Here is a 15,928-nt window from a genome sequence, read left to right on the forward strand (position 1 = left end):
ACTGACCGTCGATCACATGGGTCTTGCAACACCGCAACACCGCAACATCAAGCCGACCTTGCTGGAAATCGACCTGCCTCGGCACCTCGAAGGCAGGTCCCTGCGCAGGAGGGCGAGCATGTTCGGCCGCGGAGCAACCGCCGAGAGCTGTGGATCGGCCGGCTTCAGTGGCGGGTGGCCGGAACTGGCGCGGTGAGACCCGGGGGCCACGTGAACACCAGCTCTTCGCCCGGCGTGAGGCCACTCCAGCAGTCGGCCAGTGCAGTCAGGGTGTCCGCCGCTGCGGCAAGGGTGGCTTCGCTGTACGGGAAGGGACGTTCTTCCACACTTCCCCATGCCTCACGCGCCTTGTTGACCAAGGGCACGGCCGGGGACCTCGGGGAGTTCGGGGAGGCCTCGACGGCATCGTGCAGAACGCCGGTGAGTACTTCGGCGAGGGTGATCGAGCGGGCACCGGCCTTGAGGATACGGGCGCTGCGGGCCGTCGCATCGTGTCGTGGCGAGCCGGTGAGCACTCTCATCGAGGAGAAGACGGCGCCGGCGGCGATGCAGCCGAAGACGCCTGCGCTCAGCTGGAGTTCGCGTTCGGCGACAGCGTGGGCAAGGTCGTGGGGCACCCGGAATTTGCGGTCGTAGGAACGCATCTCCAAGGTCACGCCGTCGCGGCGGTGCACGACGACGCGGCTGCGACCGGCCTCGGCAGCCGGTGAGAAGACAAGGCGCACGTCTCCATCATCGGGACGCTCGCCCATGAACGCCATACGTCTTCCCGCACAAGCTTCGCGCGCATCCCGGGACTGCACGGTGACCACTTGCTCAGGATGCCGCAGGGCGGTTGCTGACGAGGGCCACCACGACAACCGCTGCCAGCAGTGTTGCCGCGCCCGGGATGATGACGGCGGTGTGGAGGGCGCCGGTGAAGGCATCCCCGACGGCCTCGGTGACCGTGGCGCGCAGGCCGGGCGGGGCGGTGTCGGCCGGGCGCGGCCACCGCGCACTGGGCGAGGCCGTCGCCATCCTGGCGGGCAGCCCACGGCCGCTGGTCCTGGCTGCCGCTGTCGAGGACCACGGCCGCGCGCTGCTGACCGCCGACCACCGCCAGGACGCCATCGCCGCCCTGGACAACGCCCACGACCTGTACACGGCGTCGGGCGCGCACGGTGAGGCCGCCCGGGTGCGGCAGCTCCTCCAGAGCGTGGGCGTCCGCCGTCGTGGGGCGGCGGCCCCGGCTCGTCCCCGTACCGGCTGGGCTTCGCTGACCAGGACCGAACGCCGGGTCGCCGAGCTGGTCGCGGCGGGGCACACCAACCGTTCGGCAGCCGCCGAACTCGTGCTCTCGCCCAACACCGTCGCCACTCACCTCCGCTCGATCTTCGCGAAGCTCGGCGTCAACTCCTGTGTCCAGCTCACCCGCACCGTTCTCGACGAGAACCCGTAGCTCGTAGCCCGTAAGCGCCACTCCGCAGGCGCCCGTGGTGACCGTGCTGTTCAGGCCACCGGCCACGCCGGGCTGATCACGCGGCCGGCGTCGCCGCCGCGGACCCGGTCCAGCACACCGGCGTTCACCGTGTGCGGCACCCCCAGAGGCACAGCACTGACGCCGGACAGGCGCGCGTACTGTTCGGGGGTGAGCTGGACGTCGAGGGCGCCGAGGTAGCTGTCCAGCTGGCCGAGGTTCCGCGGGCCGATGATCGGGATGAACGACGTCGCCGCCCGCGCGGCCCGTTCACGGACCCACGCCACCGACACCTGCGCCGCAGTCGCTCCGGTCTCCTGCGCGACGGCCAGGACGGTGTCGAGAACCGCCGTCTTCCGGTCATCGTCCTCGGTGTGCACGAGCGTCTTCAGATCACTGAGCCGGCCCGCGGCACTGCCCCGGTACTTCCCGGTCAGCAGACCACCCCCGAGCGGCGACCACAGCGCGGCGCCCAGCCCGAGACTCTCCGCCATCGGCAGCAGCTCACGGTCGGCAGTGCGCTCCACCAGGCTGTACTCGACCTGGATCCCGGCGACCGGCGCCCAGCTCTTCAGATCCGCCAGAGCGGCGGCGCGCGAGACACGCCACGCGGGGAAGTTGGACAGCGCGGCATGGAGGATCTTGCCCGAGCCCACCAGATCGTCGATGCCCCGCAGAATCTCCTCCATCGGCGTCAGGCCGTCGGGGAAGTGAACCCAGTACAGGTCGATGTAGTCGGTACCCAGACGCTTCAGGCTCGCCTCCACCGAATGAATCATGTTCTTCCGGCTGTTACCGGTCCTGGAAACGTCCGGCTGCGCCGTGGCCCCATTGGTGAACTTGCTCGCCACGACGAAATGGTCGCGATCGGCCGCGATGAACTTCGCGAGGATCTCCTCCGACTCCCCGAACTGGTAATTGTCCGCAGTGTCGATGAAAGTGCCACCGGCCTCGGCGAACCTGTCGAACATCCGACGGGACTCATCCACGTCGGCACCCGCGCCCCAGCCCGTGCCGAAATTGCCCGTGCCGAGCGCGTACTCGGAAACACGGAGCCCGGTCCGCCGTCCGAAAGTCGTGTAACGCATGAGATCTCCTTGGATGCTGCCTGAGGGGTGGGAATGGAGGGATCGAGATGAGGGCGTGAGGTGATATCTGCCCGCTTGGCCCGCTCTTCTGCGGTCACCGTGCACCGAATCGCGGTACCGCCGAGCCTGGATCCGCGCGGTACGACGGCCTGTCGGCCTTTGCCCGGGTGAGGCGTGGGCAGCCGGACCGAGGAAAACGATCGGTGTACTTAATGAGAGACCCTAACAGAGGTCTCTCGTTAAGTAAAACGACCGGTATCATGGGCGTATGACCGAACTCTCCCCCGTACGCCGACGCCGCGGCCGTGGCGCCCGGGAGCGGATACTCAAGGCTGCGACCGAGCTGTTCACCGCCCAGGGCATCAACGCGACCGGCATGGAACAGCTGACGACGGCCGCCGGGGTGTCCAAGCGGACGGTGTACATGCACTTCACCGGCAAGGACGATCTCGTCCACGCCTACCTGCTGCAGCTGGAGGACGGGCTGCTTCCCCCCGAAGTGTCCCCGGACCAGGACCCGCTCACCGCGCGCGAACAGTTGCTCGCCGTCTTCAAGTGGGTGCCGCAGGACACCTCCAGGCCCCTGCGCGGCTGCCCCTTCCTCAACGCCTCGATCGAGATCCCCGACCCCGACCACCCCGTCCACCGGCTCGCCGCGGCGTACAAGACCGAATTCGCCCGGCGTCTGACCACCCTCGCCCGGCAGGCGGGCGCCCGCGACCCCGAAACCCTCGGCGAACAGCTCGCCCTGCTGTACGACGGCGTCGTCGCCCGCAGCACCGCGCTCAACACCACCGACGCCGGCCCCCGAGCCCGGTCCATCGCGGCGCTGCTGGTCGACGCCGCCATCACGAACCATGCAGCGGAAGCCACGGCCTGAACGTAGGCGCAAAGACCGGCAGCGTCATGGCCGTAAAGGGTTCAAGCCGAACGTCGGAATCTCCGGGATCACAACGTCGCGCGGTCGACCGCCAGAAGACGGTCAACCGTCAGAACAGCGCGTTCACTCGGTGGGAAACCTGCGACCGGCCCGTCAGATCCATCCCTGACGGGCCGCGTGCCATGCGAGCTGCATTCGCGTATCGGAACCCGCCAGCTCCATGAGCCGTTGGATGCGACGCTGAAGAGTTCTCCTGCTCAGCCCCATCTGGCTGGCGATCGCCTTGTCCGCGATACCCGCGATCAGCAAGGAGAGCAGACGGATGTCGGCCGACGTGAGAGAGGGTTCGCCTTCACCCTGCCGACCGCTCAACTCGCCCTGAGCATTGAACTGCAGAGGCAAGGAGCGCTCCCAGTAGCACTCGAAGAGCGCGACCAGGGCTTCGAGAAGGCTGCTCTGCCGCACCAGCGCGGCCGTGGGTTCGGTGTTGCCGCCGCCGGGACCGCCCGGCACCAGAGGGAAGATCGCGACCGACCGATCGGCGATGGCGATTCTCAGCGGCAACTGCCGTACCGTACGGGCCGTTTCGCCGACACGGACCGCCCTCTCCACGTTCTCGACCGATTTGGCATCGTTGAAGAAATCCCGCTCGTAGAGCACCCGGTACCGCACGCCTCGGGCCAACGCATCGAATTCGGCCTGATTGGTGCCCGACGGCATGGCCACGTACTGGGCCTTGCAGAACCACAGCAGTTCCTGGGAAGCGCTGTTCTGGATCTGCCCGAGGTGGTGGCGCAACGCCTCACTGCCCTCGATTATTTCGACGAGCTGGCCGGCGTCGCGACGTCTCACCGAGCTCCGGTAGGTCTCCAGCAATTCGCGCGCCTCTGTATGCGCCCGCTCTATGTCTGCGGCTCGCTGCTGGAGTTGCGGCAACAGGGCCACATCCGGCGGGATCGCCCGAAACCGCTCAGGCGCCCCGTCCGTACGGCTGACGATCTTCTTGGTCTCCAGAGCGGCCAGCGCCAAAGCCGTCACGGCAGCCGGCATGCCCGTTCGGTCGGCAATGTCCTCCGAGGATGCCGCCACCATCTCGATGAGGGCCCGATAGATCTGCTCCTCGCCCGGTGAAAGGCCGGCCGGCTCAAGCATCCCACTCCTCACGTGCTGGATCGCTCCTGCGTGTCGAAAGACCGTGGACAAGCGGCGCACACTGCGCCGCGCGCCCGGGCTTCCCTGGCAGTGAACCCGGCACCGCCCGGATTTATTGCGTGCCTGCGGAGTCTCCTCGTGAAGGATTGAGGGGCGGAGTCGCTCCGCCCCTCAACCGATGTGCTCTCACTCGTCCTATTTCACCGGCGGCCCGGCGGGCGGCCTGTGCCTATCGGTGGAGCAGATAGGCACGCTCGACCGTCTGCTGGATCCGGTTCCCGGCCGAATCCGTGGCGGTGACCCTGAGCGTGACGAACACGTCACCGTGTCCTGCGGAGGGGCGGCCGAGCGTGGCCGTGAACTCGCCCCGGCCCCGGTCGCTCACCCGGGTCGCCCCGCTCCAGGTCCGGCCGTCGTCGTAGGACGCCTCGACCTTGAGCCCGACGCCCTTCGGCGCGGGCAGACCGTCCTGGTGGCGTACGGTCACGCCGAGGGTGTTGCGGGAAGCCTTCACGCTGTTGTGTGCGTCGGCGTGGACGTCGTAGTCGAGCTGGAGCAGTGGCAGCAGCGCTGTGTCGGCCGCGGTTTCGGAACGGAAGTCCCAGGAGGTACTGGTCCGGGTGCCGATGGTCCAGTCGTCCGAGGTGCGGGCCGTCGTCAGGTCGAGCCGGTAGGCGGCCTTGCCCGGTGCGACCGGGAAGTTCCCCCAGGCTCCGTCCGACTGCGCGACCTGCTCGCCGTTGCGGTACAGCACCGCCGATGCCTCGTCCTTTTCCTGTCCGCCGGCGTCAGCGGCCCCGTGACGGAGACCGATTCCGCCGATGTTGGCGGTCCGCGACCAGTGACCGGCCTGGGAGTCGGTGAACTCCGGGATGCGCAGGGCCAGCACATCACCGGATCGCACGGACGGTGCCGCGGTACCCCGGGGGATCGACGGCCTGACCACGGCGCCGAACCACTTCTCCTCGGTCGCCTGACCCGCCCGGTAGGTGCGGGGCTCGTCGGTCATGCCGAAGATCAGCGGAAAATCGACACCCATGGGGCTCGTCTTGTGATGGACGTAGTGCTGCCAGCCGTTGTCGCCGGAGCTGACGTACTCGGTCCGCTGCCACCCTGTCGGGACGTGACGGGTGTACTGGTTCCAGGCGGTGTCCTGGTAGGGCCGCCAGCCGAAGCGCTGCTCGCTGGCCCACGGAGCCCCGCCGTTCTCGGCGTATGTGGTCTTCACCCGGGCGCTGTTGCGGTCGGAGACGGTGTGGACCACGTGCTGGGGAATCCGGCCGGAGGATACCTGCATGACGTCGTACAGGTAGGGGCTCCTGGCCGTCCCGGAGAACTCCACGACGGTGTTGCGTTGCGCGGCCCGCTTCAGCAGTGCCGCTCCCTGGACCGCGCTGACCCGTATGGTGGGCACCGCCAGGCGATCCATGGTGCTGACGGGCTCCCACCTGGTCCAGGGGTACATGTCGGACCTGGTGACGAGAACCAGCGCGCGCGCACCGGCCTTGGCCGCGGCCTGGGCCAGCGAATCATCGGGAACGCCGTCGTTGAGGATGACGGCCAGCTTGCCGCGGACGTTCCGGGGACGGAAGTCGGGAGCGGTGTCGCTGCCCGCGTCGGCGACGGTCAGTCGCCGGTTCTGGGTTCCGAACAGCGGCGAGAGAGGCATGTAGTAGGGGTCGAGGGCAAGGTCGCTTCCTTGGACATCGGCCTCCAGCAGCGGGGCGGTGAGCTGCCAACGCGAGGCGAATTCGAAGCTGCCCTCGGTGACGGGCGCGGTGGGACTGACGTACACGCGCTTGGCGACGCTGAAGTACATGGTGCCCGCGGTCCAGCTGCGGCCCTCCAGCTCGCGGTAGGTCTGGTAGCTGATGACCGCGTTCTGCTCGGCCGGCTTGGGGGTGCGTATCTCCACGGGGGTGGTCTTGCGGACGTCCAGTGTGGCCGTGGTGTCCTTGGTGACCTTCACCTCGGGGAGGATCACTTCATGCAGTTCCTCGCCATCGGCGGCCTTTTCCAGGGTGGAGTACTGCAGTTGGTACGCGCCCTCCTCGACCTCCGCGGTGACCGGCGCGAAGCTGGTGTACCGCACGAATCCGTCCGGACCCCAGATCATCGGCGCGGCGTCGATGTGTTCGCCGCCCCGGTCGATGGTGTCGACGGAGAGTGTGTGCATCGGGGCGTGCACCACGAGACTGACCGTCGTATGGGCAACCGTCTGCCCGTCGGGAGTCGAGGCGGAGACGTACCCGTAGTACTTGCCCCGCCCGGCGAGGGACGGGTCGACGTTCAGGGGCACCTCGGCAGTGGCACCGGGGGCGATGTCCAGCGTCTTCGAGCCGGGCTCCACGGTCCCGTCCGGGACTGCACGCCCGCCGTCGGTGGCGAGCTGGACCGCGAGTTCGAGGGTGACCGGCTTGTCGGAGGTGTTGGTGTACCGGACGGTGCCGCCTTCGGCGTTCTTCGCCGTGGTGCCCGACTGGAACGGTCCCAGGGCGACGGTACCGGTCGCGGTGACCTGTCCGAGCACGGCCGCGGCCAGGTCGATGCGACCGCCGCCCTGCTCCGTCACCTTCGTGCCGGACACGGTGTGAGCCGTGCTGACCAGAGCGTCCTTGATCTCCTTGGCGTGCCAGCCGGGGTGCTGCTGAGCGAGCAGTGCGGCGGCGCCCGCCACATGGGGCGTGGCCATGGAGGTGCCGGAGACCGAGGTGTAGAGGTCGTCCACGGGGTCGCCCATGGTCGTCCCCGCGGCGCGGGCCGCCACGATGCCGACGCCCGGGGCCGTGACATCGGGCTTCACCGCGCCGTCGCCGCTGCGCGGGCCTCGACTGGAGAATGGTGCGAGGACGTCCTTGCGGTCCACGGCACCGACGGTGAGCGCCGCATCGGCGGCACCCGGCGAGCCCACGGTTTCGAGACCGGCCTCACCGTTGTTGCCGGCCGCGACCACGAAGAGGGCGCCGCTGCTGTCGGTGATGCGGTTGACGGCGAGGCTCATGGGGTCCGTGCCGTCGGTCTCGATGTCCGCGCCGAGGCTCATGCTGATCACCTTGGCGCCTTCGGCGGCGGCCCACTCCATGCCCGCGATGACGGAGGATTCGGATCCGCTGCCGTCGTCGCCGAGCACCTTGCCGATCAGGAGGTCGGAAGCGGGGGCGACACCTCGGCGGCTGCCACCGGATCCGGCGCCGCTGCCACCGACGGTCGCCGCCACGTGCGTGCCGTGGCCGAAGGCGTCGCGGGTGCCGGTGGTGCCTCCGGAGAAGTCCTTGGCGTCGGTGATCCGCCCGGCGAGATCCGGGTGTCCGTCGTCGACACCGGTGTCGAGGACCGCGACCTTGACGCCATGCCCGTCGAACCCGGCCTTCCAGGCGGCAGGGGCGTTGATCTGGGCGGTGCTGCGGTCCAGGGAGGCCTCGACCTTGCCGTCGAGCCAGACCTTCGGGGTGGCGGCGATCCTTGCTTCGTCCAACTTCCCGCTCGTGGGCGCGAGTTGCCGCCACAGACGGCTCAGATCGGACGCGTCGACCCGCAGGGACCGGGCGTCGATGCTGCGCAACTCGTACGACGGGGCTGATGTCTTCCGCAGTGCTGACAGAGCGTCAACGGCAGCGGTGGAGGTTCCCTCGGCCTGGGAGACGATCAGCGGCAGCGAGTCGGTGTGCGCCTCGTCGAAGCCCTGGGCGATGAGCTCGCTCACGTTGAACAGCTTCTGGTCCACCGTTCCGGTGGAGACCGGCCCCACCGCGTCGGACGGCAGAACCATCAGGTCCCCGTCCTGTTCGACGGTATGGAAGATGATGCCCTCACGACCGGGACCGGGCTGCACGGAAGCCACGTTCTTGCCGCCTGCCGCGGCGGCGACCGTCACCCGGTCCCCGGTGATGAGCCTCACCGTGGTCGGCGGAGCGCCGTCGCTCCTCGCACCGGATTCGTTGCCGGCCTGCGGCTGCGCCGACGCAGGAAGCACAGCCGCAGCCGCCAGGACCCCCATCGTCGATATCGCCGCCGTCAGGCGGATCGGCCATCCCATCAGTCCTGTCCCCTTCGTTCATGCACCGTTCATCAGTGCTGCTGAGTCAGGATTGGGGGAGCCTGGCATCGATGTCACAGATCTCCGGTGACGCGGATGCGACATGCCCATCTGCGACACCGCTGTCGGGGCACGCACTCCCGGCGATCGGCGCGGGATGCAGCCGCTGTGCGCGTTCCGTAAGCTGGAGAGCGGTGTCGGGCTGAGGGAACCGGACTTCGGACCCGTCGGCCACGCGCAGCGATTCCGTGCGACAAAACGCGACGGCCACCGGTATCGACAGCTGGTCCTGTCCCTCGGCGTCATGCCGGGCGCCGGACCAACTGCTCAGCGACGCATCGCTCCTGATGCCCCTGACGTGGAGCCATTCATGACCACACCGCGGGACCTGTTGATCGCCGCCATCGACATGGCGGGCAGTCGCCATCTGGAGCGAGGCGATCTGTCGCTCGCACTCGCGGGGGCCGAGGTGATCGACCTCCTGGGTGCCGAGGCCATCGGGCTGGACGACGACAGGATCGTGCCGGCTCACCCGCCGGTGATGGATGATCGCCTGTTGAACGAGGCCGCTTCGTCGCTCGTCCGGCAACCGCCGTACGAGTCGGTCGACGACTGGCTGTGGCGCAGGGGGCGCGGGCTTTCCACGGTCTATCTGGCCGCCCTTGAGGAAGAGGGGCAGCTCACCCGGGAACACCGCCCTCGCTGGATGCCCGCCCGGACCAGCCGGACGGTATTGGCCGATTCGCCCGCGCGCCGTGAGGCGGCCGACCGCTGGACGTCGGGCGAGCCCGTCCTGGCCGCCCTGGCAGCGGCCGCCGGAATCCGCGACAAGCCGAGTGACGACTCCCCGGACGTGTCCGACGGCGCGGTGGCGACGGTGCTCGCCGCCCTCGATGACGCGTTGAGGGATCTGGCATTTCAACGGCAGCGGCGAGCCATCGACGAGGCGGCCTTCGACAATGTCTGGCGAGGCGAATGACAAAGGGCGTCACCCTCTGACCAGTAGCGTCCCTTGATGCACATCGAGGACCGCGCCTTTCGCGTCCGCAGCCAGCACCTGACCGGGCAGGACGTGTCCCACGCGCTCGCGGACCCCTCATGGTCGCCACCCTGCTGTTCAACTGGCGGGACCAGGAACTCCCTCCGGGGACAGCGTCGTTGAGCGGTTTTTTCCCAGGCCGGGGTGCACGGACGCACAGCCTGGGGTACGCAGACGTACAGAACCCCGGCCCGATTCCGGCGGGCCGGGGTTCTGTGTCAGGCGGGTGAATCGATCACCGGCCTTTGTTGTGATGCTCCCTTACCGGCCGTCGTGACGGCTCGCGGTCACCGGTCGCCGTAGCCGCCGCCACCGCCGCCGCCGAAGTCGCCGCCGCCGTAGCCGCCACCGAAGCCACCGTGGTGGCGCTCGATGACGCGGAAGCTGCCCACGACACCGTTCCAGACCTTCACGCCACCCCGGACACGGCCCGGGTAGACGCCGTCGCTGGAGCTCCAGGGACCGACGGTGGCCAGCGGGGCACCGTTGTCGCAGGTCGCGCCCTTGAACAGCTCGACGGTCCGGTGGCTGTCGTTGCGGATGTTGAGGCTCTTGGAACCGAGCCCGCTGACCACGGTGACGCAGCCGCCCTCGTCGTCCGCGCTGTAGGTGCGCTCGTTGATGTGGATGCGGCCCTTGTAGTAGTGGTGGCCGCCGCCCTTGCCGCCGCGGTCACCGCCACCACGGCCCTCGTCACCCTTGCCCTCGTTGCCCTTGCCCTGGTCACCCTGGCCGGACTCGCCGCCGAGAGCCGAGATGGGGGCGGTGGCCTGCTGGACGACAGGGGCTGCCTGGGCCGGCTCCGTGGTGGCGGCCGAGGCGTAGGTGATACCGGTGGCGGCCAGGGCCGCAGCAGCCGCGATAGCGGCGGTAACGACAGTGGAACGGGTAGCCATGTCACTTCTCCTGTCTCAGAGAGGTCGACTGAGCAGCCGACCCGAGATTGAACGTACTTACGGTCCTGATAGCTGTCATATCGGACACGTGGCGGGGTCGGCCCCGGGACGCCGATCGGGGTACACGAGACACCCATTTGCTATTTCCGGATAATCTGACTAAATATCAAGTTCCTTTATTAAAAGACGAATTGACAAACGCTTAGCCTGTACGGGCGACTTTCCGACGCTCTCTCACCCTTGATGACGGCGTGTCTTCCTTGACACTGCCTCGACCGGAGGTGCGCATCGTCGTACCGAATGCCCGTCAACTACAGCCCCACCTGCCTTGACCTGCAATGACAGTCCATGGAGCCGCTGTCCGGGCGAGGCAAGCAGAAGCCTCGCGCGACGACAGCGATCGCGACCGCACGTCCCCCACTCCGCCGTTCACGCGCGAGTCGGCGATCGAGGAGGTCGGCCGGGCGAGTACGGCCGGAGCTCCCGGACACCCGAGAAGGTGGCGCTCGCCTGCACCGATGGCTGTCGTCGGCGGCATCGCGCGGAATGGGTCCGGCCGGAAGTACCACGGGCGACAGGACGGGGCCGCGTCCGCAGGAAGGGACGACCCCTGCGGAATGCGCGCATATTTCCGGATCGCCGCTCTCCTGCGCACGCGGCAGGCCGCGGTGCGGGGAGATGGCGGCTTACCGGCACCAGGCCGTTCCGGGTTCCCTCGGCAGAGTTGCCTGCGAGACCGGTTGTCAGTGACCGCTGAGCTGGAGGTTGCGCAGGCTCGCCGGAAGGCCGGCGCCGGAAGGTGCTCGCAGGGACTTGCCCTGGAGCCTGGCGGCCATGGTCCGGATCGCGGGGAGTTGTGAAAAAAGCGCCTCCCCGGGGCAGTTGGTGGCAAAGCCGTCACGATGGGCGGAGATGGCGTCGAACTCCGTCGACGTGCCCTTGGGATAGCGGCTCTGGTCATTCGTCGAGGTGAGCCGGACCTTGCTGGTGGGGTCGATGCCGCTCAGACCGAGCTTCCAGGCGGCGAGGGCCGCGATCGCTTGCTCCATGACCGCCGGTACCGTCGTCCCCGACCCGAACGTGCCGATCGCCGCTATCCCCACGGTGCCCTGGTTGAAGCCGAGGGTGTGGGAGCCGACGACGGGGCGATCGGCCCCGCCCGCACGGCCTTCGTATATGGTGCCGCATTTGTCGACGAGGAAGTTGTAGCCGAGGTCGCCCCAGCTCCGGTCACGGGTCTGGCCCGTGTAAAGATTGCGCAGGGTACGCGGGACGTCGGCGCAGTCGTAACCGTTCGGGGTGTCGGTGTGGTGGATGAAGACCGCCATCACCTTTTTCGCGTAGTGGGCATGGCGGTCGCGCTTCGTCTCGTCGGCCCGCCACTGCGTACGCGACACGATGGCCGGCCGAGGCGCTGCGGGGCGGAATGCCACCGAGGTGGCCCCGAGGGCCGGGAACGGCAGTGCGGAATCGACAGCCGAATCCGGGACCGCTGCGGCCCGCCACACGGAGAGGGGACCTTCCGGAGTCGTCACACCGACGGAACGGGCCGTCGTCACACCGGGTGGTACCGCGATGAGAGGAACTGCCATAGGAGCCGTGGCCCACAGCGCTATTCGGTACAAACGCACGGGGAAACCTTCTTCGTCTTTCGCCTTTGTCCATCGCCGAGAAGACGGCGGGAGCGCGTATGCCCATAGCCTTGCGGTGAGAAGTTCGCCGCGCGCGCCGGGTTAGTGCAGACAGGCGAGCTCGAAGACGCTCCTGCCCACTCCGCCAAAGGGTGTATGGGCGAGCCCGCTGCATGTGGTCAGCGCGGCAGCCGTACAGGACGTCGCTGCCGCGCACAGGCATCGCGCGCGGCGCGGCGCACCCGCGTTTTCCACGTCACGGACCGGGGCCACCGGGAGCCCGCTCCACAAGTCAACCTCCGGGCAGGCAGCGGCTCTTGAGGCGCGACCGCCCGCGGCCGCGGGTCAGGTCAGCCCGGCTGGTGGACGAACCGGACGGTGAGCGCGACCGTGGCCAGCCCCTTGATCACGCCGCCCTTGTTCCAGGTGAGCCCGTAGTCGGCACGGTCGATGTCGACCTCCGCGCTCAGTGTGACCGCGGTGGGGGTGGACTCCGTCGTACGGGCCGAGAAGGCGAGCGGCCGGGCGTTGCCCATGACGGTGAGCTCGCCCGAGACGTCCGCGCGGCCGTCGGCATCGGTGACGACGCTGTCCACGGTGAAATCGAGCGACGGAAACCGGTCCGTGTCGAAGAAGTCGGAAGACCGCAGGTGCTCGTCGCGCTTGGCGTTACCGGTGTCGAGGGAGGCCGCGGCCAGAGTGACGGAGCCGCGCACCGCCCCGTCCGCACCGACCTCGCCCTGGCCGCTGACGTCGTTGAAGACGCCCTTGACCGTGACGAGACCCCACATCCCCTTGTGTCGCAGAGCGATGGTCGTACCTTCCCTGTCGAGTATCCAGCGTCCCGCGGCGACGGCGTCCGAGCCGGTCGAGGGGGTGGTGTCAGAGGTGTTGGACATGCGAATCACAGCTCTCTCGGTCAGTCGAGTCCTGTAGCGCCGGCGCCTTCGCGGTGCATACTTGAATCATAAAACCAAATGCTGGTAATTAGGTAGCCAGCGAGATATTTACTGGTTCGCGTACCCTTGAACGAAGATCACCGCACGTCGCAAGGGTGGGGAGGGCCGCATGGCAGACGGCACACGGGCGGAGAGCGCCGAGGGCTGCCCGACGGCGCAGGACGCGGCGCTTCTGCTGCAGTGGCACACCGTGCAGAGCGGTCTGCGGCGCCTGAACGATCAGCTCCTCGCGGACGTAAAACGGGCCTCGCACGCGGCGTCCTCGTCGCTCCAGGTCCTCTGGTACCTGCTGACGGTGCCGGAGCACGCCGCCCCGATGAACCAGCTCTCGCAGCTGATGGGGTTCTCCACCGCCGGGACCACCAAGGTCGTCGACCGGCTCAGCGAGGCGGGCCTCCTGGAGCGGCGGCCCTCACGCTCCGACCGCCGGGTGACCTATGCCGCCCTGACTCCCGCCGGACTGGCCGCCGCCTCCGACGCCTCCTCGGCTCTGGCCGCCGCCCTGCGCCGTCGGGTGGCGGCGGCCGGAGTCGGTACGGACCGTTTCGCGGCTCTCGCGGCCGACATCGCCCTGCTCGACCCGGCACCGGGCCCCTGCACGGCCGGCCCCGGGCCGGAATGCCCGGGCGCCCGGGCGGATACCGGGCCGGGCCCGTGTCAGTGACGCATCATCCCCCCGTCACACCGTCGATGCGCTCGCGCAGCAGGTCGGCGTGGCCGATGTGGCGCGCGTACTCCGAGATCATGTGGACGTGGACCATGCGCAGCGAGTACACCTCGCCGGCGTGGGTGAAGGTGTCGTCGAACGAGGCATCCGCGACGATCTCCTCCGCCAGCCGGACTTCCTCGACGAGACGCGCGTAGTCCTGCGGGGCACGGGCCGGGTCCAGGTCCTCGAAGTCGGCGTCCTTGCCCTTCCCGGGGTCGTACATGGGGTCGAGCGTCTGACCGGCGAACCGCTGCCGGAACCAGACGCGTTCGACCTTGGCCATGTGGCGGATCAGCCCGAGAAGGGTGAGGTTCGACGGCGACACCGTCTGCTCGGCCAGTTGCTCGCCGGTCAGGCCCGCGCACTTGTGCAGGAGGGTGTTGCGGAACCACGCGAGATAGCCCGTGAGCATCTCGCGCTCACCGGCCACGAGTGAGCCGGGCGTGCGCTTCACATCAGGTGCTGTCCATGTCATTCCCTGATCTTGCCTCGTGCGCTCAGGACCGGGACAGTGTTTTCAGCCACCGGGCGGCCGACGGTGGCCACCGTCGGCCGCAGTCGCCCTGGTCGGCGCGCCGTGCGGGCTGCGAGTCGGCCCCCTCGGCGGGACCGAGTCGAGAATGCAGGCGTGTCTACTTCCCCCCTCCCCGCCGGACGCGATCCACGGGACGAATGGGCCCTGCTGCTTCTGTCGGCCGCTTCCGGGGCGGCCGATGCGTTCGCCTTCATCTGTGTCGGCCAGGTCTTCGCCGGGGTGATGACCGGGAACCTGGTACTGCTGGGCGCTTCCGCCACCGGTGCCGGTGAGCACGGCGTGGCCCCGCACGTGATCACCGCGCTCGTTTCGTACGGCGTCGGGGTCATGTGTGGTGCGTGGATGAGCGAGCGGTGGCGGTGGCCTCTGCCGGTGATGCTGCTGATCGAGGTGGCGCTGCTCGCGGCGGGGGCCGTGCTGTGGGCGCTGGACCCGACCGACTCCGGCGGCGACCGGCTGGGGCTGCTGGTGCTCATCTCCATGGCCATGGGGATTCAGGGCCGTATCCGCACGACACCGACCAATTACTTCACGGGTACTCTGACCACTCTCGTCAGCCGCGTGACGCTGCGGTCATGGGACCGGGGGGATGCCTGGGTGGCCGGCCGGCTGATCGCGGTCGTGGTGGGGGCGGCCGTGACCGCGCTGGCGATACGGCTCTGGCCGGGCTCAGCAGCTGTGGTGGCGGTGGTGCCTGCGATGGGCGCGCTGTTGATCGAGTCGGTGCCGAGGAGGCCCACGCAGGGCTGATCGTCCCCGGCCCGACGGGAAAAGGGGAAGCCCCGGCCGGATCGGGGGAATCCAGCCGGGGCGGCTCAGTTGTGGGCGCGATGCGCGACATCCACATATTGGTGAACGATAAACCACCGCGCTCCGTTCCCGATAATCCGCACCCCGGACTGTGATTCACGGCACGGAATCGGGACTTCCGGTGGTACGGATCAGCTTCCGTCGGGTGCCGCACCGCCGTAACGGCGGTTGAACCGCTCGATACGGCCGGCCGTGTCCAGCACCTGCTTGGTCCCGGTGTAGAACGGGTGGCTCGCCGACGAGGTCTCCACGTCGATGACGGGGTAGCTGCGCCCGTCCTCCCACATCACCCGCTCATCCGCGTCAGCGGTCGAACGGGTCAGGAACGCAGCCCCCGCAGCGCGGTCGCGGAAGACCACCGGACGGGAGACGGGGTGGATACGAGGCTTCATGCGCATTCCTTCCTTACTGCTGCACGGGGATCGACGGATGGGGACGGGCAGTGGTCAGCGTTCCTCACGGAAGAGGACATGCCGCCCCACGGCGGGGTCGAACTTGCGCAGGACCAGCCGGTCGGGGTTGTTCCGACGGCTCTTGCGCGTCACATAGCTCTGCCCGGTTCCGGCTGTCGACCGGAGCGTCACTACGGGCCGGGTCTCACTGCGCGCCACGGGCGCCTCCACTCTCTCGCTCCGACCCCACTCGCCACCTGGTGGGAATGGGTGTCGTTTTCGTTCTGGTGCTGTAACGCGAGAGGGTCCAGCCTCATTCCCGCCCCTGAATCCCTTCGCCCCTCC

15 protein-coding genes are annotated in these 15,928 nt (G+C 68.7%); 5 read left to right on the plus strand and 10 right to left on the minus strand.

The window, feature by feature from the left end; translation table 11 throughout:
* Positions 1-164 precede the first annotated feature (164 nt).
* A complete protein-coding gene (locus OG507_RS02710) occupies positions 165-725 on the minus strand; it encodes a hypothetical protein (protein WP_327365488.1) in 561 nt (186 codons plus the stop codon).
* Between the two features lie 191 nt (positions 726-916).
* On the opposite strand from OG507_RS02710, the gene OG507_RS02715 reads away from it, so the two are divergent.
* Complete coding sequence (locus OG507_RS02715; protein ID WP_327365489.1) at positions 917-1,438, plus strand: helix-turn-helix transcriptional regulator; 522 nt, start codon at positions 917-919, stop codon at positions 1,436-1,438.
* A gap of 50 nt (positions 1,439-1,488) precedes the next feature.
* On the opposite strand, the gene OG507_RS02720 is transcribed toward OG507_RS02715, so the two are convergent.
* Positions 1,489-2,544 carry an aldo/keto reductase gene (locus tag OG507_RS02720; protein WP_327365490.1) on the minus strand — a complete coding sequence of 352 codons (1,056 nt, stop codon included), beginning with the start codon at positions 2,542-2,544 and terminating at the stop codon, positions 1,489-1,491.
* Between the two features lie 268 nt (positions 2,545-2,812).
* On the opposite strand from OG507_RS02720, the gene OG507_RS02725 reads away from it, so the two are divergent.
* A complete protein-coding gene (locus OG507_RS02725; protein WP_327365491.1) occupies positions 2,813-3,424 on the plus strand; it encodes a TetR/AcrR family transcriptional regulator in 612 nt (203 codons plus the stop codon).
* A 153-nt stretch (positions 3,425-3,577) separates the two neighbouring features.
* Here the strand turns inward: OG507_RS02725 and OG507_RS02730 are convergent, their stop codons facing one another.
* Positions 3,578-4,576 (minus strand): helix-turn-helix domain-containing protein, encoded by a 999-nt coding sequence (locus tag OG507_RS02730; protein WP_327365492.1) that lies wholly within the window; start codon positions 4,574-4,576, stop codon positions 3,578-3,580.
* 229 nt (positions 4,577-4,805) lie between these two features.
* Positions 4,806-8,612: a S8 family serine peptidase gene (locus tag OG507_RS02735; protein ID WP_327365493.1), complete on the minus strand. Its 3,807-nt coding sequence runs from the start codon at positions 8,610-8,612 to the stop codon at positions 4,806-4,808.
* Between the two features lie 370 nt (positions 8,613-8,982).
* On the opposite strand from OG507_RS02735, the gene OG507_RS02740 reads away from it, so the two are divergent.
* Positions 8,983-9,591, plus strand: coding sequence for a GOLPH3/VPS74 family protein (locus OG507_RS02740; RefSeq protein ID WP_327365494.1), 609 nt, complete (start codon positions 8,983-8,985; stop codon positions 9,589-9,591).
* A 347-nt stretch (positions 9,592-9,938) separates the two neighbouring features.
* Here OG507_RS02740 and OG507_RS02745 read toward each other — a convergent pair whose 3' ends face one another.
* The 3 genes from OG507_RS02745 to OG507_RS02755 form a co-directional block, all read right to left on the minus strand.
* The gene (locus OG507_RS02745) at positions 9,939-10,547 is read right to left on the minus strand and encodes a hypothetical protein (RefSeq protein WP_327365495.1); all 609 of its coding nucleotides are present in this window, start codon (positions 10,545-10,547) and stop codon (positions 9,939-9,941) included.
* A gap of 743 nt (positions 10,548-11,290) precedes the next feature.
* Positions 11,291-11,944, minus strand: a complete 654-nt coding sequence (locus OG507_RS02750) for a peptidoglycan recognition protein family protein (protein ID WP_327365496.1) — start codon at positions 11,942-11,944, stop codon at positions 11,291-11,293.
* A gap of 584 nt (positions 11,945-12,528) precedes the next feature.
* The gene (locus OG507_RS02755; protein ID WP_327365497.1) at positions 12,529-13,077 is read right to left on the minus strand and encodes a YceI family protein; all 549 of its coding nucleotides are present in this window, start codon (positions 13,075-13,077) and stop codon (positions 12,529-12,531) included.
* 169 nt (positions 13,078-13,246) lie between these two features.
* Here OG507_RS02755 and OG507_RS02760 point away from each other — a divergent pair, with 169 nt between their 5' ends.
* A complete protein-coding gene (locus OG507_RS02760; protein ID WP_327365498.1) occupies positions 13,247-13,801 on the plus strand; it encodes a MarR family winged helix-turn-helix transcriptional regulator in 555 nt (184 codons plus the stop codon).
* 4 nt (positions 13,802-13,805) lie between these two features.
* On the opposite strand, the gene OG507_RS02765 is transcribed toward OG507_RS02760, so the two are convergent.
* Positions 13,806-14,321, minus strand: coding sequence for a DinB family protein (locus OG507_RS02765; protein ID WP_327365499.1), 516 nt, complete (start codon positions 14,319-14,321; stop codon positions 13,806-13,808).
* A gap of 153 nt (positions 14,322-14,474) precedes the next feature.
* Between OG507_RS02765 and OG507_RS02770 the strand changes: the two genes are divergently transcribed.
* A complete protein-coding gene (locus OG507_RS02770) occupies positions 14,475-15,131 on the plus strand; it encodes a YoaK family protein (RefSeq protein WP_327365500.1) in 657 nt (218 codons plus the stop codon).
* 191 nt (positions 15,132-15,322) lie between these two features.
* On the opposite strand, the gene OG507_RS02775 is transcribed toward OG507_RS02770, so the two are convergent.
* Positions 15,323-15,583 carry a type B 50S ribosomal protein L31 gene (locus OG507_RS02775; RefSeq protein WP_327365501.1) on the minus strand — a complete coding sequence of 87 codons (261 nt, stop codon included), beginning with the start codon at positions 15,581-15,583 and terminating at the stop codon, positions 15,323-15,325.
* Positions 15,584-15,637: 54 nt separating this feature from the next.
* Positions 15,638-15,802 carry a 50S ribosomal protein L33 gene (gene rpmG, locus OG507_RS02780; protein ID WP_327365502.1) on the minus strand — a complete coding sequence of 55 codons (165 nt, stop codon included), beginning with the start codon at positions 15,800-15,802 and terminating at the stop codon, positions 15,638-15,640.
* Between the last annotated feature and the right edge of the window lie 126 nt (positions 15,803-15,928).

The organism is Streptomyces sp. NBC_01217 (assembly GCF_035994185.1).
Classification (GTDB): domain Bacteria; phylum Actinomycetota; class Actinomycetes; order Streptomycetales; family Streptomycetaceae; genus Streptomyces.

Excerpts from the sequence above, each read along its gene's own strand:
- OG507_RS02720 (WP_327365490.1), bottom strand. The coding sequence starts at position 2,544 with ATGCGTTACACGACTTTCGGACGGCGGACCGGGCTCCGTGTTTCCGAG.
- OG507_RS02725 (WP_327365491.1), top strand. The coding sequence starts at position 2,813 with ATGACCGAACTCTCCCCCGTACGCCGACGCCGCGGCCGTGGCGCCCGG.
- OG507_RS02730 (WP_327365492.1), bottom strand. The coding sequence starts at position 4,576 with ATGCTTGAGCCGGCCGGCCTTTCACCGGGCGAGGAGCAGATCTATCGG.
- OG507_RS02735 (WP_327365493.1), bottom strand. The coding sequence starts at position 8,612 with ATGGGATGGCCGATCCGCCTGACGGCGGCGATATCGACGATGGGGGTC.
- OG507_RS02740 (WP_327365494.1), top strand. The coding sequence starts at position 8,983 with ATGACCACACCGCGGGACCTGTTGATCGCCGCCATCGACATGGCGGGC.
- OG507_RS02745 (WP_327365495.1), bottom strand. The coding sequence starts at position 10,547 with ATGGCTACCCGTTCCACTGTCGTTACCGCCGCTATCGCGGCTGCTGCG.
- OG507_RS02755 (WP_327365497.1), bottom strand. The coding sequence starts at position 13,077 with ATGTCCAACACCTCTGACACCACCCCCTCGACCGGCTCGGACGCCGTC.
- OG507_RS02760 (WP_327365498.1), top strand. The coding sequence starts at position 13,247 with ATGGCAGACGGCACACGGGCGGAGAGCGCCGAGGGCTGCCCGACGGCG.
- OG507_RS02765 (WP_327365499.1), bottom strand. The coding sequence starts at position 14,321 with ATGACATGGACAGCACCTGATGTGAAGCGCACGCCCGGCTCACTCGTG.
- OG507_RS02775 (WP_327365501.1), bottom strand. The coding sequence starts at position 15,583 with ATGAAGCCTCGTATCCACCCCGTCTCCCGTCCGGTGGTCTTCCGCGAC.